Source organism: Peribacillus frigoritolerans (assembly GCF_040250305.1).
Lineage (GTDB): Bacteria > Bacillota > Bacilli > Bacillales > DSM-1321 > Peribacillus.
This window is the reverse complement of record NZ_CP158190.1, coordinates 2815684-2839665: the sequence shown is the minus strand read 5'-3', so window position 1 is coordinate 2839665 and position 23982 is coordinate 2815684. Positions and strand designations below refer to the sequence as shown.

At 37.2% G+C, this 23982-nt stretch carries 15 protein-coding genes and 2 pseudogenes; 14 read left to right on the top strand and 3 right to left on the bottom strand.

Annotated features, from left to right (window positions below; translation table 11 throughout):
* The first annotated feature begins 152 nt into the window (after nucleotides 1-152).
* Both ABOA58_RS13940 and ABOA58_RS13935 read left to right on the top strand, forming a co-directional pair.
* Nucleotides 153-1700 (top strand): lipopolysaccharide biosynthesis protein, encoded by a 1548-nt coding sequence (locus ABOA58_RS13940; RefSeq protein ID WP_350298860.1) that lies wholly within the window; start codon nucleotides 153-155, stop codon nucleotides 1698-1700.
* A gap of 56 nt (nucleotides 1701-1756) precedes the next feature.
* Complete coding sequence (locus tag ABOA58_RS13935; RefSeq protein WP_350298859.1) at nucleotides 1757-2476, top strand: metallophosphoesterase family protein; 720 nt, start codon at nucleotides 1757-1759, stop codon at nucleotides 2474-2476.
* 176 nt (nucleotides 2477-2652) lie between these two features.
* On the opposite strand, the gene ABOA58_RS13930 is transcribed toward ABOA58_RS13935, so the two are convergent.
* The 3 genes from ABOA58_RS13930 to ABOA58_RS13920 form a co-directional block, all read right to left on the bottom strand.
* A complete protein-coding gene (locus tag ABOA58_RS13930) occupies nucleotides 2653-4698 on the bottom strand; it encodes a right-handed parallel beta-helix repeat-containing protein (RefSeq protein ID WP_350298858.1) in 2046 nt (681 codons plus the stop codon).
* A gap of 312 nt (nucleotides 4699-5010) precedes the next feature.
* Nucleotides 5011-5163: a hypothetical protein gene (locus tag ABOA58_RS13925; protein ID WP_241594449.1), complete on the bottom strand. Its 153-nt coding sequence runs from the start codon at nucleotides 5161-5163 to the stop codon at nucleotides 5011-5013.
* A 15-nt stretch (nucleotides 5164-5178) separates the two neighbouring features.
* On the bottom strand, nucleotides 5179-7353 hold the full coding sequence (locus ABOA58_RS13920) for an Ig-like domain-containing protein (RefSeq protein WP_350298857.1): 2175 nt from the start codon (nucleotides 7351-7353) through the stop codon (nucleotides 5179-5181).
* Between the two features lie 454 nt (nucleotides 7354-7807).
* Here ABOA58_RS13920 and ABOA58_RS13915 point away from each other — a divergent pair, with 454 nt between their 5' ends.
* From ABOA58_RS13915 to ABOA58_RS13860, 12 genes and pseudogenes are all read left to right on the top strand, one after another.
* On the top strand, nucleotides 7808-8578 hold the full coding sequence (locus ABOA58_RS13915) for a hypothetical protein (RefSeq protein WP_350298856.1): 771 nt from the start codon (nucleotides 7808-7810) through the stop codon (nucleotides 8576-8578).
* On the top strand, nucleotides 8578-8844 hold the full coding sequence (locus tag ABOA58_RS13910; RefSeq protein ID WP_214768320.1) for a PqqD family protein: 267 nt from the start codon (nucleotides 8578-8580) through the stop codon (nucleotides 8842-8844). The genes ABOA58_RS13915 and ABOA58_RS13910 overlap by 1 nt, the downstream gene beginning before the upstream one ends.
* Complete coding sequence (locus tag ABOA58_RS13905; protein WP_214768319.1) at nucleotides 8834-9301, top strand: signal peptidase I; 468 nt, start codon at nucleotides 8834-8836, stop codon at nucleotides 9299-9301. Before ABOA58_RS13910 ends, ABOA58_RS13905 begins: the two co-directional genes overlap by 11 nt.
* Nucleotides 9298-10263, top strand: a complete 966-nt coding sequence (locus ABOA58_RS13900; RefSeq protein ID WP_350298855.1) for a nucleotidyltransferase family protein — start codon at nucleotides 9298-9300, stop codon at nucleotides 10261-10263. The genes ABOA58_RS13905 and ABOA58_RS13900 overlap by 4 nt, the downstream gene beginning before the upstream one ends.
* 242 nt (nucleotides 10264-10505) lie before the next feature.
* Nucleotides 10506-11132 carry a metal-dependent hydrolase gene (locus ABOA58_RS13895; protein ID WP_133346439.1) on the top strand — a complete coding sequence of 209 codons (627 nt, stop codon included), beginning with the start codon at nucleotides 10506-10508 and terminating at the stop codon, nucleotides 11130-11132.
* 444 nt (nucleotides 11133-11576) lie between these two features.
* Nucleotides 11577-12020, top strand: coding sequence for a C40 family peptidase (locus ABOA58_RS13890; RefSeq protein WP_230175920.1), 444 nt, complete (start codon nucleotides 11577-11579; stop codon nucleotides 12018-12020).
* A gap of 764 nt (nucleotides 12021-12784) precedes the next feature.
* Entirely contained in the window at nucleotides 12785-14914 is a 2130-nt protein-coding gene (locus tag ABOA58_RS13885) for an ATP-dependent Clp protease ATP-binding subunit (protein WP_350298854.1), read from the top strand.
* Between the two features lie 383 nt (nucleotides 14915-15297).
* A pseudogene (gene pulA, locus ABOA58_RS13880) lies at nucleotides 15298-17184 on the top strand (type I pullulanase); the annotation flags it as partial.
* A 176-nt stretch (nucleotides 17185-17360) separates the two neighbouring features.
* Nucleotides 17361-20324, top strand: coding sequence for a formate dehydrogenase subunit alpha (fdhF, locus tag ABOA58_RS13875; RefSeq protein WP_350298853.1), 2964 nt, complete (start codon nucleotides 17361-17363; stop codon nucleotides 20322-20324).
* Nucleotides 20317-20838, top strand: a pseudogene (locus ABOA58_RS13870) (DUF1641 domain-containing protein); the annotation flags it as partial. The gene fdhF and the pseudogene ABOA58_RS13870, both read left to right, overlap by 8 nt.
* Nucleotides 20839-21265: 427 nt before the next feature.
* The gene (locus tag ABOA58_RS13865; RefSeq protein ID WP_350298852.1) at nucleotides 21266-22753 is read left to right on the top strand and encodes a spore germination protein; all 1488 of its coding nucleotides are present in this window, start codon (nucleotides 21266-21268) and stop codon (nucleotides 22751-22753) included.
* 30 nt (nucleotides 22754-22783) lie between these two features.
* On the top strand, nucleotides 22784-23974 hold the full coding sequence (locus ABOA58_RS13860; protein ID WP_350298851.1) for a Ger(x)C family spore germination protein: 1191 nt from the start codon (nucleotides 22784-22786) through the stop codon (nucleotides 23972-23974).
* The last annotated feature ends 8 nt before the right edge of the window (nucleotides 23975-23982 follow it).

Here is a 23982-nt window from a genome sequence, read left to right as displayed (position 1 = left end):
ATAAATGTGTTATCACTAATAAAATATTTTTTCAGAAAACTGAAAAAATAAACTGATATAGAAAAGCTACTATTAACATGGACCAGAATAAAATTTTTTTAAAATAAACTTTTGAACGCTATCATAAATCTTGAATTAAATGAGGAAATAAAATGAGAACCATTCTTTCAATGAAAAATATATCAATAGGCATTCTTTCTCAAATAATAATCATTTTACTAGGATTTATCTCAAGGAAAGTTTTTCTAGATAGCTTAGGAATAGATTATTTAGGAATTGATGGATTATTAACCAATGTTTTATCTGTTATTGCGCTAATTGAAAGTGGTATAGGTATTAGCATTGTTTATTATTTATATAAACCTCTTTCAGAAAATGATCAGAAAAAAATTATTTCACTCATTCAATTATATAAAAAAGTTTATAGAGTATTAGCTATAATCGTTCTAATATTGGGTCTTTGCTTATATCCACTTATGGATAACCTTGTTAAAGGTGGAGAATCTATAACTAACTTCACGATAATATACTATATTTTTATAGCTAAAAATATAGTTTCCTTTTTGAACGCATACAAATTAGCCTTGATAAATGCAGATCAAAGAGGCTATGTAATCGCAAAAACTAACCTAGTTTTTCAGATATTGACGACAATTGTCAAAATAATAATCTTAGTTTTAACCAATAACTATATACTTTATTTGTCTCTAGAATTATTATTATTTATAATTCAAAATATTGTGAATGGAAACATTGTGAATAAAAGATACTCATATATTCTAACAAAAAAGAAGTATCCTATTGACATTGAGACGAAAGGGAATTTAATCACGAATGTAAAAGCTATGTTTTTACATAACATCGGTGGTTTTTTAGTATTTGGTACTGATAATATACTAATTTCTTCATTGGTTAGTATCACGATGGTTGGAATTTATTCTAACTACTTAATGATAACACAACAACTAGCAGCTTTAGTAAACCCAATCTTAGGTGGAATTGGAGCCAGCGTGGGTAATTTAATAGCAACAGAAAGTAACGAGAAAAATTACTCTATATTTAAAGTTTCATATTTGGTTAATTTTTGGATTTATTCATTATGTGTTATTTTTTTATATAATTTATTAGAACCGTTTATTTCTTGGTGGCTTGGGAGTCAATATTTATTTAATAATAATGCATTTATTCTAATATTAATCAATTTTTATTTAGCAGGAATGCGAACAACTATTTCTACTTTTAAAATTAAGGCAGGTTTATTTGTTCAAGATAAGTATATCCCATTATTAGAAGGTGGTATAAATTTATTAGCTTCTATAATCTTAAGTAACTATTTTGGTTTAGCAGGGATATTTATGGGAACCACAATAAGTACTATTTTAACTATTTTTTGGACTCAGCCCATAATCGTATATAAATACCTTTTCAAGAAACCCGTTAACTCATATTTCCTTATTTATTTATATTATGTAATCTTAACAGTAGTGGCATGTAGTATAACAACTTTTATTTGTAATATATTAATAGAAGGCATGGGTATATTGCCTCTAATATTTAAAGGGATAATTTGTTTAATAGTTCCAAATATAATTTATTTTTTACTGTTTTACAGAAACAAAGAGTTTCAATATATATTCATGTTGCTTACAGACATAATAAAAAGTAAAATTCATTCAAAAGGACAAACTAAAATAATTTAGCGGGAAACACGGTTTAAAATCATACTCAAGCCTAACTTAGCAAAGGAGTTTTTATTTTGAGACTTGCATTTATATCTGATATACATGGGAATGCCATAGCATTAGAGACAGTATTGAATAATATTAACAAACAAAATGTGGATAAAATTATTGTTCTTGGTGATCTTTGTTTTCGCGGACCTGAACCAAAGCGATCACTTGACCTAGTGCGTTCTTTAAAGACATCTGTAATTAAAGGGAATGCAGATGAATGGGTAGTTCGGGGTATAAATGAAGGAGAGGTACCTCAACAGGTGTTGGAAATTATGAACACAGAAGTAAATTGGACAAACTCTAAACTCACATCTGAAGATAAAGAGTACTTAAAAAATCTACCTTTAAAACTAAACTTAGAATATGAAAATATTAAAATTCATGCGTTTCATGCAACTCCAGATGATTTATTCGAAGTAGTTTTGCCCTCAGAAAGTGATGAAACTATAAATGAAAAATTAATAAAAAATAATTCAGCCGATATATTCATTTATGCTCATATTCATAAACCATACATCAGATATATAGAAGGTAAGTGCATTATAAATATTGGTAGTGTTGGTTTACCATTTGATGGACTAAGAAAATCATCATATGCATTACTTAATATTGAAAAAGATAGTTTTGAAGCATCTATTATTAGAGTTGATTATGATGTTCAGGAAGTTATTCAACAGTATGAAATTTTGGATTATCCTAATAAGAAATTAATGAGCAGTATTGTGTTGAATGGGAAAATTTAATCATAAAAGTATTAAAAAATCGTTCATGTAAAAATAATCCATCTAACACAAGAGAGATGGATTATTTTATATTTATCGACTTCAAATTATTATCTGAAATTCCATCTTGGAGAACAACCCATCGAATAAAACCTCTTGGATTAATATGGGATTTGGTTTAAGTGGAATTATCAAAGTTAATTAGGATTTAAAACTCCATTAACAAAATTATTTAGTTTAATATGATTAAAATTAAGCTTTAATTGTACATTTTGAAGAACATTATCTTTAAACAATAAAGGGACAGAAGGAGAATTTTCAGCATAGACAGCAACCAGAGAATTGTTAGATGTAAATTTATTATTAGTAATTAAAACTGTTTCAGCGGCTAGGGTATTTACTAGCTCTATCATTCGACCAGTAGACGACACAGGATAATTAAACATATTATTATGAAACTCTAAGTTCCTCCAAACGCCACTTAGATAAAAAGCATTAGACTTCCCAGCAAAATAGCTGTTATTGATTTTAAAATGGTCTATTTTTGCAGTGGGACCCATATAGAATTGAGAATAACCATCCCATTCAAAGTAGCAACCTTCAAAATGATAAACTGGTTTTAATGGTGAAGGTCCTTCGCCTAAACGACCGGTATTAACAAACTTACACCCAATATAAGTACCAGCCGGGAGCCTAGTTATTCTATTTTCTCGATGCTTAATATTTATAAAAGTCACATTGATTAAACTCCATCCATACGTTCCAGTTGGTACTGCTGTAAATGCTTCAATGCCACAACCTTCAAATACACAATTAGATATATGTTGAGGTTTGGCACTAAATACTAAGGGTGCACCAGGATTCACAGATGCTGAGTAAAAATCTTCATCGTAAAGAAATTTACAATTATTGATTTGGGCAACATAGTCTTTCTTTTTATCAAAGGATAAGGGACTATTATGAAAGAAACAATTATCTATAAGTGCCTCTTTTTCTTCTAATAGGGTTAACCTACAATTATATAAATGATTGTTAGTGAAAAGTGTATCGCCAGATAGTCGTTGGCCCGCTTCATGAAAATAGTTATTACTCACAATTGCTTTGTTAACACCAGGGTTTATAGTGAATAATCCAAGTTTTATTTTATTATTAGTAATACTTACATGACGCCCTGAAACAGCGATAATGTTATAATTGGAATTCTCATATATGTTATTACCGTCTATATATATATATTGGTTTAAGTCATATCCATCTTCGATATCTATGGCTCCACTTGGGGCTGTCCCACTAATGTGGTGAATCTCACAGCCTCGGATATAACAATGCTTAACACCACAAATAGCAATTCCTAACCTCCTACAATGATGTAAATTACATTTTTCTATATAAACATGTTTGGGGAACTCAGGGGTTCTTACAACTAGTGTGTTCCCGTTTTTTGATGGCACTGCACTTTGATGTAATACTGCTTTAGCATAACTTGCGCCAGAAGGGACTTCTACCTCATCAAAAAAATGTACATTTGTCACAGATGATAAAAAAGTGTCATTACTTTTATAAAAAACCACGTCATATATATCAGTTGTTATTTCATTACCAATGCCACCGTAGCTATCTCCATATAAGCCAAAATAACCTGTGTTTAATATCTGGTTGACGATGGGCAGCTTGATACTTGTGCGTACTCTCTTTGTATCGTTCACTAATGTGCCGTTAGAAGTATTTATTCCTCCACTTTCTATATTTCCACCAATTGAGGGGTATCCACCGACAATACCTCCGTATGATGTAATGGCAATAATTGCATCACCGGTAGTATTATAAATTTCCAAGTTATCTAGAGTAATATAACGAACTCCTTGTTTTAATTCAATGCCCACTCCAAATTCATGGGTTTCTCCACTAGAATAATCATGATTGTATCGGTCACCTTCAATTTTTCCGTTTGTTATTCTGGCATATTGCTGCTTATTTTTAAGAGAGATTATTGCATATCCAATCAAGCTATTATCTCTAATCCTCAAAACTGATCCGCCTAGATTAAATGTCATAAAACTTTTTGGTTGAATGGGATTGTTTTCATCTATTAAATAGGTGCCTTTTGGTAATACAAATTCTATATATCCTTCTTGGGCTGCCCAGTCTAATGCGCTATTTATACCTTTAGAAGTATTAACAGGGTCAGTATTATTATTTTTCACGTTCCATCGGTCCAATTCTAGTACATATGAACTTTCCATAAAAATTCTCCTTCATTAAAAGAATTAGACTTCTCACACTTTATTTTTCATAATAATTCGAGAAATCCTCACAAAATAGCATCGATTAAAGAATCTATATGATTATGATATTCATCTATGGACAAGTTGTAAGGGCAAAAGTGCACAGTTATATGTATCATTTTTCAAATTTGTATAGCTAAACGGAAGGAGGGGGAATGGGTCTAGTTACAGAAACGAAAAACAAACAAGATAATATAAAAAGTTGCACAAAAAAACGCGTTAAGATCTTTAGAAAAGACCTTAACGCGCTATTTTACTTTATTATAACCATCAAGGAACAAAAACCCTTACCCAGCATCCATCTATATATTGGAATTCCCAATGTCCCGTTGCAGAAGAGATCGCTGTTTCAAAGGTGACGTTTTGATGATGCAATACTTTAGGCGCTTCGTATTTCTTTTTTGCTTTGATTTGCTTTTCCATAATTATTCCTCCCGATTATTTAGAACATGAGCATGTTCCTTTGTCAAAATCATATAAATTGATTGTTTCTTTATTGCCAGCATTGTCAATGCTGTAGTAATCCAATGTGTGGGTTTTATCGGCAGTGACATCAAAAGGTTTTGTATAGACCTGCCAAGTTCCTCCGTTTATTCGGTATAATGTTTCTTTTACTCCAGATTTATCATCTGAGGCATTGTAGGTAACCGTCAAGGCTATTACATAGGTATTTTTGTCGTTAAAAATAGGAGTCATTTTATTTTTCGTAATCGGTGGTATGGTATCCGGATCGACAACTGTTATGATAGCTGAGTCTGAAAAGCCACCTTCCTCGGTTGTGACTGTAATTGTTGCTTGACCTATACCGACCGCATGGACAACCCCGTTTACAACGGTAGCTACACTAGAATCTGATGTAGTCCAGTTTACATTTTGGTTTGTTGCATTGGAGGGATTAAGCTTTGCTGTTAAACTTTGATCTGCGTCTCCAAGTTTGAAATTCAGGCTTTTAGGATCTAGAGATACACTTACTACTGGGGCTGTGACAATGACAGTAGCAATATCCGTGAACCCGCCATCTTCTGTTGAAACTGTGATGATGGCTTTACCTGGTCCAACAGGATGGACAACACCGTTATCAACGGTGGCAACACTTGAATCTGAACTGGACCAAGTGACATTCTTGTTTGTTGCATTAGATGGTGAAACCGTTTCTGTTACACTTTTATCTTTTCCGCCAACAATAAGTTCAAGTGTGTCAGGGTCAACCGTTACTCCAGTAACCGGTACGGTAACAGTAATATTTGCTGAAGCTGTGAAGCTGCCATCCTCCGTGGTAACAGTGATTGTTGCTTGGCCTGGTCCGACAGGGTGGACGATACCATTATCAACGGTGGCAACACTTGAATCTGAGCTTGACCAAGTGACGCTCTTGTTTGTTGCATTGGATGGTGAAACTGTTCCTGTTAAGGTTCCGTTTTTTCCACCAACAATCAATTCCAGAGATGCAGGATCCAGTGAAATACCCGTAACAGGTATTTTGACAGTAACAGTTGCTGAAGCTGTGAAGTTGCCATCTTCCGTGGTAACAGTGATTGTTGCTTGGCCTGGTCCGACAGGGTGGACGATACCATTATCAACGGTGGCAACACTTGAATCTGAGCTTGACCAAGTGACATTCTTGTTGGTTGCATTGGATGGTGAAACCTGGGCGTTTAAAGCTTTATCCTCACCGTCAACCGTTAGATTCAAAGAATCCGGGCTAATGTTTACTCCAGTCACTGGGACTGTTACGGTCACTTTAGCTGTTTCCTGTATTTTTCCATCTTCTGTAGAAACAGTGATGGTAGCCAACCCTGGACCTACTGGATGGACTATTCCATTTATAACAGTTGCCACATTCGAGTCGGATGTAGTCCATATTAATTTTTTGTTTGTTGCATTGGATGGAGTGATGGTCGCAGTTAAGATCTCATCTTTTCCACCAACAGTCATGTCTATATTCTTCGGATTAAGTGATAGACTCTCAACAGGTACTAGTTTACTAGCACAAACGGTCACTATTGACCAATCGAACCGCCCATTGTTAGTGAAAACCTTTATTATGGCGATTCCTGGCCTTACGGCGTGAACCCTACCGTCTGAAACGGTAGCTACTCGTGGGTTTAAAGAAAACCAACTAAGCTTTTGATTTGTTGCATTCTCCGGTATGACTTTGGCTGTTAATTGCGATTCATCATTAACAGTAAGATTTACTAGTTTCGGATTTAACGTAACACTTTTTACGGCAATATCCGGTTCACATACTATTACTTTCGTTCTCGCCTTAAAATTCCCATCTTTTGTCGTGACTGTAACAGTTGTTGTACCCGGACCTTTCGGATGGACTATACCGTCGTTAGAAACCGTTGCGACTCGAGTGTTTGATGAAGACCAAGTCACTTGCTTATTTGAAGCATTAAAAGGTTTGATCGTTTCAACAAGTTCCACATCTTTATCATTAATTTTCATTTTTATAGTCTCTGGAGCTAGAGAAATCCCTGTCACATGAACAGGTTTACTTCCTTTTCCACCTCCATTTGTCGCATATGCCTGCGAGTTGCCCACAAGACATAAAAAAAGGATTGCAATCGTTAAAATTGTGAGCGTTTTAATATTCCTTGCAAATGACATGAAATTTCCCCCTGTGTTAAATGTTTATATAAGCTGAATTTTCTTGTAAATCCCCTCCTTTTCACACATGAAGCCTTTATTTATAAAGAATAAGTCTAGAAAAAAACAGGATGTTTGTAGTGGTATGTTTTCCTCACTCATTCGTTACATCTCATGTTTATAATATTTACTAGAACTAAATACCTGACTTTTTTTAGAATACCATCGTTCTTCATAAAGAACAATATGCGTTTATGAAAATTATTTAATTCAGTAAAAACAATTAAATAATAAGGTAAAGTATAAGATAACTTGTGCTTTATATACTTATATTTTTAATTCAGGTAGCTGAAAATGTTCTTTAAAAAGAATATATAATGAATTATAATAGCGTGTGTAGGAGTATTATCCTAATGTTGGATATTCTGTTTAAACATTTTCGGTCGATAAAAAAAGGGGAGAAAGGAATCTAATTATGAAAATATTTCACACTAAAATAGGGGATCATTTCATTCAATTTGAAAATGCCCCCGAATATATAAATGGGATGTTCCGAGAATTGGAGGGCGCAAATTATCGGCCTGACCTTACCGTAACAATCCAGATGGACTTTGGATCATCTTTTGTGAACTATGATGTGAAAGAAGATAGGCAGGCTGATAGAATTTATTTTCGAAGGTCTGATTACCTAGTGGAAGTAGATGCAGAATATCAATATGCAGAGATTTCCGCTTATAATGAATTGGCTTTAAAGCATGCATTAATTAATTTATACAGTTCGTTCATTGTATACCATGAATGGGGGCTGCTGCTTCACTCTTCTTGCGTAATAGAAAATGGTAAAGCTCATATTTTTGCAGGTCATTCTGGTGCTGGAAAATCAACGGCAGCAAAATTATCTTATCCGCGAAACCTTCTCTCGGATGAAGCAACCATTTTAAAAATTTCATCCGAAAAAATGGAAGTATATAATTCGCCATTCCGAAGTGAAATCCTAGCTGCTGGGGAAGAAGAAATTTTCCCATTAGGGAGTATTCAAGTCTTGCATCAGTCTCTTCAAAACCAAAGAGAAATACTTACTAAATCGGATTCGCTTATAACAATGATAAATAAAGTGTTTTATTGGTCAGATCATCCAGCAAATAAAAAAGTGATACTAGGGATGTTAACGGAACTGGTTAACCAAGTACCTATATATAACCTCTTTTTTCAGAAAAACGATACTTTTTGGGAGTTGATTTCGTAATGGTCCAATATATTCAAAGTAATCATGTGGAAGCCACGCAACTTGGTGATGAATGGATTATTTTACATACTGAAAAATTCACAGTGACAAAGCTAAATGAAATCGGTGGGTTTTGCTGGGGGCTTTTAAACCAAGCACAAACAGTGGACTCCTTGATTCAGACATTAACTGATCAATATTTAACGGCAGAGGAAATAGCAAAAGATGACATAGAGTCGTATTTATTGGATTTATTACAGTTTGGATTAATTCAGCATGTTATTTGACAAGGAGATTGTCGAATTATTTAAGATGACACTGAAAAAAGAGGGCTCACTTAATTTACCTGCGCAAGGATGTAGTATGTATCCTTTTATAGAGGAAGGGGATATATGTAACTTTAATGAATGCAATCCTTTTCATTTAAAAAAAGGGGATATTATTTTGTTTTACACTTCATCTAATCGATTGATTGCCCACCGGTATTATAAGGAAATGAAAAGTGATCAGCAACCCGGATACCTTTTCAAAGGAGATACTAATGTAAGCTTTGATCATACAGTACAATTGGAACAATTGATTGGTAAACTTGTTTATGTCCAAAAACGGAATTCCAAATTGCATGCTTCTGGTTTTCTAGCAAAAGCATGGGGTGGATTAATACTTACATTTCCGTTTATATCGAGGATGTTACGAAAGCACCTAAATTTACAACAAAGAGTAAAGGGGAGACTTTCCCATTGAATCCAACGATTCTGCAGGTACTATTTGAACCGCAAGTAAAGTTGCCAATTGACTCAGAATATTATTGGCAGCTTCTAAATGAAATAGAAAAATCGAAAATTCATCCGCAAATATTGTTCCTAATGAAAGGGAATGGGAGGTTTATGGATACTCCAGCGTTCTTTCAGCAAGTAATAATTGAAAAATTTCAAAGTGTCTTTTATCAAAATATCCTGATTAAAAGTCAAACAGATTTGGTTTTGCGTGAATTTGAACATAACGGCTTAGATGTTATTCCTTTAAAAGGGACGCTTTTTTCTGAGGAACAGTTCGGCCATCTTGGAGCTCGGCCCACGTCTGATATCGATTTACTAATTAAAGCTAGTGACATGGATCAGGCAATTGAATCGGTCAAACAATTAGGGTATAAACAAAAGGAGAAACAAATACCTAATCATTTTCATACTTCGTTCAGTAAATACCTTCCTGAATCCAAAATCCCACTAACCATCGAACTTCATTGGGATATTTTAAAGAAAGATACCGCTAATTTGGAAATCACCGAGTTTTGGAAAGAAGGATATCTCATCAATGACTCACTTCATGTTAAACAACTTTCCGATTACCATCTTTTTTATACGATTTGTCTCCATGGGTGGCGGCATAACATGGATTCATTAAAGTATTTTATAGATATCATTCAACTTCTTATAAACCTGGATATCGATTTTGAAAGATTACTAGCGGATGCTAAGCGTCACAAAACAAAAAAAAGAATCATCAGAACGTTATCGATTGTATATGAGCAGTTACCTATTCTTCATTCAGTTAAAGAGTTTCCTTACTATATTCCGACTTTATTCAACAAAAGGAATTCTGCAATCAATAAGTATGTGGACTTCATTGACTATTCATTTCTAAGTTTTGATTCACCTAAACATTCCATAATTGAGCTTCGTAATTGGTTATATCTCCAAAAATAAATGTTACTGGCTGAATTTAATTTCCCAATACCCAAAAAGGTTGAAAGTATACTTTATATAGAACGAGCTAAGAAACTAAAATAATAAGGTTCTTTATATGGTCTAATTACTGATTTCTATGGCTTTATTTATAAGAACTAGAGAAATTTTCCCCAAAATGTTGTATAGTTAGTATGCAGGGATTCGAACAAACATTCGTTTTTTGGAAGCAGATTACATCTTAGAGGGACAGGAGAGAGACAGTGAACGGTACAGCACACATGGCTATAGGGGCAACAGTTGGATTCTTGACGGCAAACACACTTCAAACAGATCCAACCACCACTTTATTCTTGGTGGGCATCGGGGGAGTTTCAGGGCTGATGCCCGATATGGATATTGATGGGAAGTTAAGTAATAGGATTACCTTTTCACATAAGTTTATCCGAACGATAGCACAAACGATTGGGATATTAATGATCATTTATAGTCTTTTGGAAGGCTCTGATACGGAAAAGTGGATCGGTGTAGGTGCAGGAATCGGAATCATCATTATTTCTTCATTCATTAGGCAAAGGCATATGCTGACCCTGACTGGATTAGCGGTTTTAGGCGGCGGTTTATCTTTGCAGGAAAGCTGGTTGTGGCTGTTAGGCGTCTATATTATCCTGGCATCCTTTACACCACATAGAAGTTATACCCATTCGATTGCCGGTATCGCTTTTTTTGGCATCATTGCCTTTCAATTCGAAGCCTTTATGGGGATTGACGGGATTTTCGCAACTTGTTCATTAGGATACATAAGTCATTTAATTGCAGATTTGAAATGTTTACCTTTTAATAAACGTGGGGTGAAATTATTTCTTCCATTTTTCTCAAAAGAATTTTAACAGTGTTTTTTTATCGCTGTTCAGGCTGCAGACAAATTGGAGTAGAGCCAGTTTGCCTGCAGTTAGTTGATTCCAGAAATTCGCTCCCGCCGACCATGAAAGCAAGCGGACGTGGGGTCTCGGCTAGCTGGATTTCGTCGCAAATTTCTTCATTTTAGAGCGGGATCCATTCGTATAATCAAATAAAAAACATGAAGGATATTAAAATTCTCGAATCTTCTTTAATCGATAAACTGGACAGTGGTTATCTAACTACTGTTTTTTCTATGAGGTAAAGTAAGATTTAAGCGAAAAGGACACATCATTCGACTTATTTTTATGTTTTATATGGTCATTCTTCCTAAATCTACTAAATGTAACATATTTGTAAAGATCCTGTGATGCGAGTGATATACCTTTTCTAGTATATTAGGTTTAGCAAATCACATCAGGGGGTAAAATAATTTGTTTAAGAAAATTGTCGTCGGATTGTCATTGGCTATTACGCTTGTAACCGCATCCTTTGCTGGGGACCAAGTGGAAGCTGCTTCATATCATACAAAAGCTATTAAAGTGGCTAAAAGTGAATTAGGTACAAAATATAAAATGGGTGGCATTTCTTCTTCAGGTTTTGATTGTTCCGGTTTAGTGAAGTATTCATATCAAAAAGCTGGTAAGAATTTACCAAGAACTGCTGCTGACATATATAAAAAAGGTAAGAAAGTTAAAAGCCTGCAAAAAGGTGACTTAATGTTTTTTGCACCAAATAAAGCGAAAAAACCTACACATGTGGCTATATACATAGGAAACAATGAATTCATACACTCTTCGTCATCTAAAGGAGTGTCATACGCTAAAACCAATAATACCTATTGGAAGCCAAAGTATATTGGTGCGAAACGTATATAATAGAAGAAAATCATTCTTAATATAAAAAAGCTAAGAGACTTAATGAAGTCTCTTTCAATTTGTAGACAAAAAGGTTTCGGAAGGTTTCATTCCGAAACCTTTTTGATTTTTTATTGGAATTGAAGCAGCTATAGCGGAAAGGAAAGCATGGCATGGGTTGGACAACGTGGGGACTTTTTAGAAAGTTCGATATCACCTCAAGTATTAATACTACTTAAAAACAAAAAAGACTGTAGGCAAAAGTGTTCTATCTTAAAGTTAAAACAAAGTTGATTGGAGCGGGTGTAAGAGACTCCTGCGGGAAAAGCGCGTCAAGGGGGGACCCCACAGGCGCGAAGACGCCGAGGAGGCTCCCCGACCGCCCGCGTAAAGCGAGTACCTGGAGTGGAAATCCAACGTTTAAAAATTGTACAAACCTTAAAAAGACTTAATAAAGTCTTTTTTTGTTTTAAAAAATAAGAGTGGATGAGGTGCATATGGACAATAGAATTGGCGTTTTGTAATAGTTTAAGGTTATGGTGAGTCCTGAAGTGGGTAATCAATACTAACAGAAAATACTAAGGGGCATACATAGAATCTTTTTATTTGACTGGAAATGGATAGTTTAATATGCTTAGCAAACCAATTCAAGGTAATTTCTTTTTTTATCAAAAAAATTCCCAGACAAAATTATTGAAAGTCAAAGAAGGTCAATGTATAATAAAGTCAGAAAGTCAAAGAAGGTCAAAGATTTTTAAATTCATTTTTTAAAGGAGGAGTACTACATGCTTTGTGAAAAATGCCATGTAAACCAAGCTAATATTCAAGTTCACCTAAATATGAATGGTCAGGAGCATGATGTGAAACTGTGCTCCACTTGTTATAAAGAAGAGCGAAACAAACTTGGAGCAGCTATGGGCGGAATGGATATAGGGAAATTCCAATTTAACGGATCTCCAAATTCATTCAATCCATTTAATTATAATGGTGTACCAAAACCGGATTCAGCTGAACATGGCGAGGATGGAGGATTGCTTGAGGAGTATGGCCGCAATTTGACCGATGCTGCTAAAGCAGGACTTATTGATCCGGTTATCGGACGAAATGAAGAAATTAAACGCGTCATTGAAGTTCTAAATAGGCGCAATAAAAATAATCCAGTTTTAATCGGTGAACCTGGTGTCGGCAAAACAGCCATTGCTGAAGGTCTTGCTTTAGCGATTGTTGAAGGTTCAGTGCCAGTTAAATTACGTAATAAGCTTGTATATATGCTTGATGTAGCGTCCCTTGTTTCGAATACTGGAATTAGAGGGCAATTCGAAGAACGAATGAAGCAATTGATCAGCGAATTACAGGAAAGAAAAAATGTCATACTATTCATCGATGAAATTCATCAGCTAGTGGGAGCGGGTTCGGCCGAAGGATCAATGGATGCAGGAAATATCTTGAAGCCTGCACTTGCACGCGGCGAACTCCAGCTTGTCGGAGCAACCACTTTATCAGAATATAGGAAAATTGAAAAAGATGGTGCCCTTGAAAGGCGCTTCCAGCCTGTACACGTTAATGAGCCGACAACGGCTGAGGCACTTGTCATCTTACGTGGATTAAAGGATAGTTACGAATCTTATCATGGTGTGACATATAGTGAGGAAGCCCTTAAAGCGGCTGTTGAACTTTCGAACCGCTACATTCAAGACCGTTTCCTGCCTGATAAGGCAATAGACTTAATGGATGAAGCTGGTTCCAAATTGAACTTGACCATCGAAGACGGCCAAGTAGAAAACATGAAAGAGCGTCTGGCTCAAATCTATAAAGAAAAAGAAATGGCCTTAAAAGAAGAAGCATATGAAAAAGCTGCGGTTCTTCGTGATGAAGAAGAAAAACTGGAAAAGTCATTGCAGGCTGGGGAAGCTGCAATTAAGCCAACCGTTACCGTTGAAGACATTCAAAATATCATCGAACAAAAGACTGGTATACCTGTAGGTAAGCTCCAAGAAGATGAGCAAGAAAGAATGGTTCACCTCCAAGCGGAGCTGATGAAAAAAGTAATCGGGCAGGAAGAAGCTGTCAAAAAGGTTTCCAAGGCCGTTCGAAGAAGTCGTGCCGGGTTAAAATCAAAAAACCGTCCTACCGGTTCTTTCCTTTTCGTTGGTCCGACAGGAGTCGGTAAAACCGAATTGGCAAAAACTCTTGCTGAGGAATTATTCGGGGACAAGGAAGCGATGATTCGTCTTGACATGAGTGAATTCATGGAGAAACACAGTGTTTCTAAATTAATCGGTTCTCCTCCTGGATATGTAGGACATGAGGAAGCTGGACAATTGACGGAAAAAGTTCGCCGCAAGCCTTACAGTATCATCTTATTGGATGAAATCGAAAAGGCACATCCGGATGTAATGCATATGTTCCTGCAAATCATGGAAGATGGCCGCTTAACCGACAGTCAAGGCCGGACCGTTACTTTTAAAGATACCGTGATCATCATGACGAGTAATGCTGGAGTCGGTGAGAAACAAAAAGTAATGGGATTCGGTACAAGTTCAGCTGTAGAAGAAGCTTCAATCCTACAATCTTTAGGCAGCTTCTTCAAACCGGAATTCCTGAATCGATTCGATAGCATCATTGAATTCTCGGCATTGAAGAAAGAAGATCTTCTGCAAATCGTTGATATCATGATTCACGAGCTTGACGAAACACTTGCTGCAAATGGTTTATCTTTAGATGTAACTAATGAAGCGAAACAAAGGCTAATTGAACTCGGATATCACCCAACTTTCGGGGCGAGACCGCTACGCCGGGTTCTACAAGAACAGCTCGAAGACGGCATCACTGACTTTATCTTTGAGCAGCCCGAAGTTAAGAACTTCACTGCAATTGTTGAAGATAACTCTGTGAAAATTATTAAAACACCATAAAGAGTACTAGAAATGCCTCCAAGACCGTAAAACTGTTATGGAGGCATTTTTTTATCTTTTTTAGGCTTCGTTTTCATAAAAGGGTAAGGTCCGGCTAAATGACCTACAGCTTTCGATAAAAATATAGATTTCTGAATTTTCGACATAATTTGCCGATCAAATGTTTTGATGGGTAATGCCTGTGGAATCATAACATAAGTGAAGATTCGCTAATGATTATAAAAATTAATAATTCCTGTTCTGAAATGGGAATTTCAATGGAGGAATGACCTATTAAAGATTCACTTTCTTATTTTGAAGAGGAAAATAAAAATAATCGAAAACCTACGGATAATGAAACGGAAAATCAGTTGGAATCCCTGCCGATTGCTAATATTAATCCAGTAAATCCGTCGGAATTGGATGACCTATATTTCTATGAAGGCAAAGATTTAGGAAATTCCTATCTTAAAGATAAAACGGCATTCCGGTTATGGGCGCCACTTGCATCTGAAGCTAAGCTAGTTACTTATAAACATTGGGATGATTCAGATGGAATGGAGATTCCGATGGTTCGTTCGGAAAAAGGTACCTGGACGATTGAGTTGGACGGTGATCAGGATGGATTGATTTATACATATAAAGTGAGAGTGGGAGAAATCTGGAGTGAAGCCGTCGATCCATATGTTCGTGCAGTTACTGTTAATGGTATTAAAGGAGTCGTGATAGATTTAACAGATACGAACCCAAAAAGGTGGACACGGGATAAACCACCTCTCGAAAAAGCTGAGGACATAGTCATTTATGAATTGCATACTCGGGATTTGTCGATTCATCCTGAAAGCGGAATAAATAATAAAGGTAAATTCATAGGAGTAATTGAAGCCGGAACCAAAGGTCCAGAAGGAGCGAAAACGGGTCTTGATCATATTAAAGATCTAGGCGTTACTCATGTTCAGTTTATCCCGATATTCGATTTTGCTACAGTCAATGAAATGAAATTGAATGAACCACAATATAACTGGGGATATGATCCACAGAATTATAACGCTCCCGAGGGATCTTATTCGACTGATCCGTATCAACCAAAAGTCAGGATTCGGGAGTTAAAGGAAATGATTCAAGGAATGCATGATCACGGTTTACGAGTCATCATGGATGTTGTCTATAATCACGTTTATTCTGTGGAGGACTCGAACTTCCATAAACTCGTTCCCACTTACTTTTTTCGCTATTACGCTGACGGCACCCTATCTAATGGAACTGGTGTAGGAAATGACACCGCGTCTGAACGTAAAATGATGCGCAAATTCATTGTTGAATCCGTAACCTATTGGGCGAAGGAATTTAACCTTGATGGTTTCCGTTTCGATTTAATGGGGATTCATGATGTGGAAACGATGAATGAAGTGAAAAAGGCACTGGCAGAAATTGATCCGACCCTCATTGTTTTGGGTGAAGGCTGGGATATGGATACCCCCTTGGCCAAAGAGCTGAAAGCAAATCAAAAGAATGCTTTTAAAATGCCTGGAATCGCTCACTTTAATGATGCGATCCGTGATGGTTTAAAAGGGTTTGTAATGAATGAACATGATAAAGGATTCGTGAATGGCAAACCAGGAATGGAAGATATTATAAAAAAAGGCATTGCTGGTGGTTTGGAATATGATGATGATATCGCGACATATCAAAGACCAGATCAAGTGATCAATTATGTTGAAGCACATGATAATTATACTTTATGGGATAAGCTTCTCATCACTAATCCAGATGCGACAGAAGAAAAACGGAAACAAATGCATAAATTAGCTTCGGCAATTGTCTTACTGTCACAGGGAATTCCAATGATACATGCTGGACAAGAGTTTATGCGCACAAAGGATGGAGATGAAAATAGCTATCAATCTTCTGATTGGATTAACCGATTGGATTGGAAAAGAAGAGCTGATTTCGATCGGGAAGTGGAGTATATGAAAGGACTGATTTCGCTCAGGAAAAATCATTCTGTTTTTAGGTTAAGCACACCCGAAGAAATTGAAGAGCATTTACAATTCATTGATGCTCCGCCAAATGTGGTTGCATTCTCTTTAAAAACAGAAGATTCAACAATTGCAGTGATTCATAATGCAAATTGGGATGCGATAACGATTAATCTTCCCCACGAAGATAATTGGTCCGTTCTAGTGGATGGTCAGCGGGCTGGCCTGGAAGAAATAGAAAGGATTAAAGGGAGTCAGATAACCGTTGCCCCTTTAAGTTCGTTTGTGTTAAAAGCAAATTCTAACCAATGACATAAGGTCGAAGTGAGGGAATACTATGTCTCACTTCGGCTTTGTTCATTTGCTGATATGAAATTGGTTAAAAGGAGTCTTCCATTATTTACTTTCGCAAGTTTGAGAAAAAATGTGCGGGGGTAGAAAATACCAAATGATGAATTTTATCGTTGTGTAAGAGGGGAGCGATTATTTTGCCAGAGAAAGTGCATATAAAAATCAATGGTGCTGAGACCAGTATGGAAGGTAATCAAACAATATTACAAATGCTGACGGATAGCTCCATTGATGTCCCGAATGTTTGTTACCATCCTAGCCTAGGTCCTATCGAAACATGTGATACATGTTTAGTGAGTGTTAATGGTGAACTTGTAAGATCTTGCTCCACCATAATCAGGGATGGTGATGTAATTGATACAGTTGCAGCTGATGTAAAAGAGGCACAGGTCATGGCGATGGACAAGATATTGTATAACCATGAGCTTTATTGTACAGTTTGTGATTATAACAATGGCGGTTGTGAAATACACAATACGGTTAAGGAAATGAAGGTAAATCATCAAAGTGTTCCTTTTGATCAAAAACCATATGAAGTGGATCGGTCAAATCCATTCTATCGATATGATCCGGATCAATGCATTCTTTGCGGCCGTTGTGTTGAAGCATGTCAAGATGTACAGGTCACTGAAACATTGACCATTGATTGGGAAGCAAAACGCCCGCGTGTCATTTGGGATGATAATGTTCCGATCAATGAATCTTCATGCGTGTCATGTGGACATTGTTCTACTGTATGTCCGTGTAATGCAATGATGGAAAAAGGAATGGAAGGGGAAGCCGGATTTTTAACCGGCATTGCCAAACAAACACTTAGACCTATGATAGAAATTACAAAAAATGTTGAAACGGGTTATGGTTCGATTTTAGCGATTTCAGATATGGAATCCGCCATGAGGGATGCAAGGATCAAGAAGACAAAAACGGTTTGTACATACTGTGGGGTAGGATGCAGCTTTGACGTTTGGACCAAAGATCGTAAAATCCTTAAGATCGAACCGCAAGTGGAGGCACCTGCAAATGGAATTTCGACTTGTGTAAAAGGGAAATTCGGATGGGATTTCGTGAATAGTAAAGAAAGACTCACAAAACCTTTAATTAGGGAAGGGGATACGTTCAGGGAAGCTGAATGGGAAGAAGCCCTTGAATTGATTTCCCGTAAATTCACTGAAATCAAAGATTCTCACGGTCCGGATTCGATGGCTTTCATAACTTCTTCCAAGTGCACTAATGAAGAGTCCTATTTAATGCAAAAGCTGGCTAGGGGAATCATCGGCACCAATAATGTGGATAACTGTTCCCGGTATTGTCAGACACCGGCTACTTTAGGACTATTCAGAACGGTTGGATATGGCGGAGATACAGGGGGCATAAAGGATATCGAAAAGTCCGAACTTGTATTGATCATAGGCTCCAATACATCCGAATCACACCCCGTGTTGGCTACAAGAATCAAACGTTCCCATAAACTGGGTAAACAGAAGCTGATAGTGGCGGACATCAGAAAGCATGAAATGGCTGAACGTTCCGACCTCTTCATCCAGCCTGCACCGGGATCGGATATCATATGGCTGTCGGCCGTGACTAAATATATCGTCGACAAAGGTTGGACAGATACAGACTTCATCAAAAATCGTGTAAATGGAATGGAAGAATACATCAAGACTTTGGAACCTTACACATTGGAATATGCTGAAAAAGTAACAGGCGTAGCTAAGGAAGATTTAATTACGTTGGCAGAGGCCATTCATGAAGCGGAAAGCGTTGCATCGCTTTGGGCCATGGGCGTTACCCAGCATGGAGGAGGAAGCGATACAAGTACTGCAATTTCCAATTTATTGCTCATAACAGGCAACTATGGTAAACCCGGAACAGGTACTTACCCTTTACGCGGCCATAATAATGTTCAAGGAGCCAGCGATTTTGGCAGTATGCCGGATCGCCTGCCAGGTTATGAAAAAGTAACGGATGAAAAGGTCCGCGTGAAATATGAAAACATCTGGGGAGCAAAAATACCAGAAAACCCTGGCCTGAATAATCATGAAATGGTCGAAGGGATACATGCAGGTACCATCAAAGCAATGTACTTAAAAGGTGAAGATATGGGTCTGGTCGATTCGAATATCAATCATGTCCATAAAGCATTTGAAAAACTGGCCTTCTTTGTGGTACAAGATATCTTCTTATCAAGAACGGCTGAATTCGCGGATGTCGTCCTTCCCGCAAGCCCAAGCTTTGAAAAAGAAGGTACTTTCACGAATACGGAACGCCGTATTCAACGTCTTTATCAAGTCTTTGAACCGCTTGGCGACTCAAAGCCTGATTGGCAAATCATAAAGAATGTCGCTAATTCGTTAGGAGCCGGCTGGAATTATGAGCATCCAAGTGAAATTATGGAAGAAGCAGCCAAACTATCACCATTATATGCAGGAGTAACGTATGAACGCTTGGAGGGTTATAACAGTCTTCAATGGCCAGTGACTCCAGATGGTAAAGATACGCCACTGTTATTCACGGAAGCTTTTCCTTTCCCTGATGGAAAAGCAAGGTTATTTCCAGTCGAATGGACCAAACCGATTGACTTTGGGGATGAGTTTGATATCCATGTGAATAATGGCCGTTTATTGGAACACTTCCATGAAGGAAACATGACTTATAAATCAAAAGGCATTACTTCCAAAACGCCAAAAGTCTTCCTTGAGGTATCCCGGGAATTGGCAAAAGATAGAGGGCTTGAGGATGGCACTCTTGTTCGGCTTACTTCACCATATGGAAATGCAAAAGTGCAATGCCTGATTACGGATCGTGTAAAAGGTAAAGAAGTTTATCTGCCGATGAACGATTCAGGTGATGGGGCAATCAACCAATTGACAAGCAGCCATTCAGATAAAGATACTGATACTCCTGCTTATAAGGAAGTTCAAGCAAAAATGGAAGTGCTCAGGGTTAAAGGAGACAATCCGTTGCCGAGTATCAACCATCGTAATGGTAATCCACAACCGCAGATAGGTGTACAAGTACAAAAAAAATGGGCCCGCGAAGATTATATTTTCCCTGGTGACCTCTTGAAGATCAAAAAGGAGGAGAGGAACCGTGGCTAAAGCGACAAAAGTGATCAATCGAATCTCCATTAGCGATGAAGAAAGAAGAAGAATTGAACTCGAGGATATCGAGCGTACCCTTTTGGAAAATAAAGAAGTGATTAAAGAAACGTTTGAAGTCATGAAGGGCATGCAGGATCGTGGGATTTTATCAATGGTTAACAGCTTGTTGCAGGAAGGGGACAAAGTGCTGAACATTCTTGTCAAGACAGCAGACACCCCAGAAACGGCAAATATGCTAAAAAATCTGCTTCTCATACTTGGCACGTTAGGTACACTTAATGTTCAGCAGCTTGAACCGCTTATCCTCAAGGTTAATTCAGGGATTGCCCGTGTGGCAGAGTCTAATAAAATGCCGGAAAAGCCAAGCTACCTAGCATTGCTGCGTTCCTTGAATGACCAAGAAGTCAAACAAGCTATGACTTTTCTGATGACCTTTCTTAAAGGAATGGGAGAAGATACAAGCGATTTAGAAAGAACCACCCAATTACCAGAGAATCAGCATTTGCATAGGGCGAATGAAACAGCGGACATAGAACGGCCGACCTCCAGAAAATCATACGGATCGAGTATACCCAGTAAAAGCGGAAGCGAAAAAAAACGAAACACCAGCTGGTTTTGGATCGCTGCAGGAGTTTCGCTCGTAACCATTCCGCTAACCTTATCTAAAGGTAAGAAATAAAGTAGCTCGTTAATATTATTGAAATGACGTAAAATCGTCTGCGAAAATGACTTTGACTTGAGTGATGTGAATAATTCCACCAAAATATTAAAGCCGATGATTCCCTTATAAGGAAACATCGGCTTTTTTTGATGGGAAGTGATATCAAAATTTTTCTCACCATCCTTTTATTACATATATTTAAATTAGATACAAATAATAAAATCAATCATCAGTGAAACGAACATATACACACACTTAATCAGTAAGGGGCGGAAAAGTGCGAATAGGACGTTCTCTGAAAAGAGCTAAAGAAAAATCTACAACCAATGGCACCTTATCCTGCGAGGTAAATGAAAATGTAAAAAGATTGGAGAACGAGCTCGGGAACAGTTCAGATTTGTCTGTTCGAATGATTGAGTCTCCACACGAAAAATCGGTACAGGCAGCTGTAATCCACCTTGACGGTTTGGCTGATGCTAACATCATTAATGAAAACATAGTTGAACCATTAATAGATTGGTTCAAAGAAAATAAACAAATATCGACAGAGATAGAAGAACGAGCAAGTCATATTCTAACGGTATCCCAATTAACCGTTAAAGAAAGTTGGCAGGAATTCGTATCAGCGGTTTTGACAGGAGATACGGTTGTATTGTTGAATGGCAGTACAAAAGCATTCATCGCCAGTACGAAAAGTCAGCCATCCCGTGCGATAACTGAGCCGACAAGTCAAACGGTCATAAGAGGACCAAAAGATAGTTTTACTGAAAATTTAAGAACCAATACGTCTTTAATTCGTGCTAGGATTCAAAATCCTAATGTACGCTTAGAGAGCTTGAAAGTCGGAAACGTCACTCAAACGGATATTGGAATCATGTACATTCAGGGAATCGCGGATGAGAGTATTGTGAAGGAAGTCAAAGAACGAGTAAAGGGCATTGATATTGATGGGGTTCTTGAATCGAATTACATTGAGGAATTAATCCGGGATGATTCAACTACGATTTTTCCGCTTCTTTTGAATACAGAACGTCCTGATGCGGTAGTTGGAAATTTATTGGAAGGTCGAGTCGCCATCATTATCCAAGGAACTCCATTTGTTTTAATCGTCCCGGCGATTTTTTCTCAATTTTTTCAATCCCCGGAGGACTATTATCAAAATCAATATATCAGCTCTTTTTTAAGGATGTTAAGATTTGGAGCCTTTTTTCTATCGATGTATGCATCCGCTATATATTTGGCACTAATTACTCATCACCAGGGGCTTATTCCTACTACTTTACTTGTCAGTTTAATGGCTCAAAGAGAAAATGTTCCTTTTCCAGCGATTGTCGAAATACTGGTCATGGAAATGGCCTTCGAGATTTTACGCGAGGCGGGAATTCGAATGCCAAGGGCGATCGGACCAGCCGTATCAATTGTAGGTGCACTTATTTTAGGGCAGGCAGCTGTTGAAGCGGGATTTGTGGGAGCGGCAGTTGTCATCATTGTAGCCATCTCTGCAATCAGCAGTTTTACACTGCCAAATACCAGTCTAGTCAATGTTACTCGTGGAATTCGATTTATGTTGATTTTTATTTCGGCTTTTATAGGCTTATATGGCATATTGCTTTTCACTCTATGTATCTGGCTTCATATGAGCAGCCTGAGGTCTTTTGGTGTTCCCTATTTTGCCCCATTTGCTCCATTTCGTTTCAAAGAGCAAAAAGATGGTTTTTTTCGTTTTCCCATACAGTCACTAATGAAAAAACCTACAAACAAATAAAACTCGTTTAAAAAAGAATGAGGATGAAAAATGAAAATTAATATTTCACTTTTATGGATTGCAGCGTTTTGTTTATTGATTTCAGGTTGTTCGAATTACCGGGAATTAAACGAGCTAGGTGTCATAATTGCTATGGGAGTTGACCAAAATGACGATCCAAAACAACCGTACCGAGTAACATATCAAGTCATAAATCCTAGCGGCCTATCCCAAACCAACACAACAGGAGGACAAGGTCTCGCTGTCATCAACTATACAATAACAGGAAAAACGCTTTTGGAGGCTTTAGGTAAGTCAGCTTCCGTTATTCCGAGGGAAAATAATACAACACATCTCTCGCTCATTATTATTGGCGAGAAGTTAGCTCGAAATGATTTGGATTTAATATTCGATGGTCTAGATAGAGGTAAATATTCGCGGGTAAGTATCCCGATCTTTATTGCGCGCGGGAAGACTGCGATGGATGTACTTGGAGTAATTGAACCTCTTGAGATTACTCCAGGTAAAAATATCATCAGTACAACACAAAATAATCAAAAGTTGTATGGATCATCTAGTGAGGTGTTAGCTTATGAAATCATTGCTTCACTGTTGAGTGAAGGCAAAGATGTATCACTTCCGGGAATCAGTATAAGCAATGCTTCCCAGAAGGGGAAGCAAACAGGAAATTTAGAGACGACGAACCCGACTACTATTAAGGTTAAAGGATTAGCCATTTTCAGAAAAGGCAAATTGGTGAGATGGTTGGATGGAGAAACGGCCCGATCCGCTCAATTCGTTACATCGAAAGTGAAAAATACCCCCGTTGTGTTACCTTGTGAAAGAGGAAATGTAACAATCAACACAATCGGTGTGAAAAGTAAAATGTTAACCGAAATCCATCATGAAAAACCTGTCATTCATACTGATATCAACGTGATGGGAGAACTGTTGGAAACATCATGTGAGCTTAATTTAAGTGATCCGAGAGTGTTAAAAAAATTCGAAAAAAAGATGGAAAATGAATTAAAAAAGCAAATTAAAAAGACGATTGGCATCACTCAAAAAGAAAAGTCAGATATTTTTGGTTTTGGTGATGCCCTGTCTCGAACAAATCCCGTTTATTGGCGCCAAAACAAAAAGAATTGGGATAACCTATATTCAGATGCGCAGATATCATTGAAGGTTCATGTAGAGATTATCAATTCCGGATTGCTAATGGAACCTTATGAACCGAAATAAATGAATGG

What these genes read in the sequence shown, in the direction of transcription:
- ABOA58_RS13920 (WP_350298857.1), bottom strand. Translation starts at nt 7,353, where the DNA reads ATGTCATTTGCAAGGAATATTAAAACGCTCACAATTTTAACGATTGCA.
- ABOA58_RS13930 (WP_350298858.1), bottom strand. Translation starts at nt 4,698, where the DNA reads ATGGAAAGTTCATATGTACTAGAATTGGACCGATGGAACGTGAAAAAT.
- ABOA58_RS13860 (WP_350298851.1), top strand. Translation starts at nt 22,784, where the DNA reads ATGAAAATTAATATTTCACTTTTATGGATTGCAGCGTTTTGTTTATTG.
- ABOA58_RS13910 (WP_214768320.1), top strand. Translation starts at nt 8,578, where the DNA reads ATGGTCCAATATATTCAAAGTAATCATGTGGAAGCCACGCAACTTGGT.
- ABOA58_RS13940 (WP_350298860.1), top strand. Translation starts at nt 153, where the DNA reads ATGAGAACCATTCTTTCAATGAAAAATATATCAATAGGCATTCTTTCT.
- ABOA58_RS13915 (WP_350298856.1), top strand. Translation starts at nt 7,808, where the DNA reads ATGAAAATATTTCACACTAAAATAGGGGATCATTTCATTCAATTTGAA.
- ABOA58_RS13905 (WP_214768319.1), top strand. Translation starts at nt 8,834, where the DNA reads ATGTTATTTGACAAGGAGATTGTCGAATTATTTAAGATGACACTGAAA.
- ABOA58_RS13925 (WP_241594449.1), bottom strand. Translation starts at nt 5,163, where the DNA reads ATGGAAAAGCAAATCAAAGCAAAAAAGAAATACGAAGCGCCTAAAGTA.
- ABOA58_RS13885 (WP_350298854.1), top strand. Translation starts at nt 12,785, where the DNA reads ATGCTTTGTGAAAAATGCCATGTAAACCAAGCTAATATTCAAGTTCAC.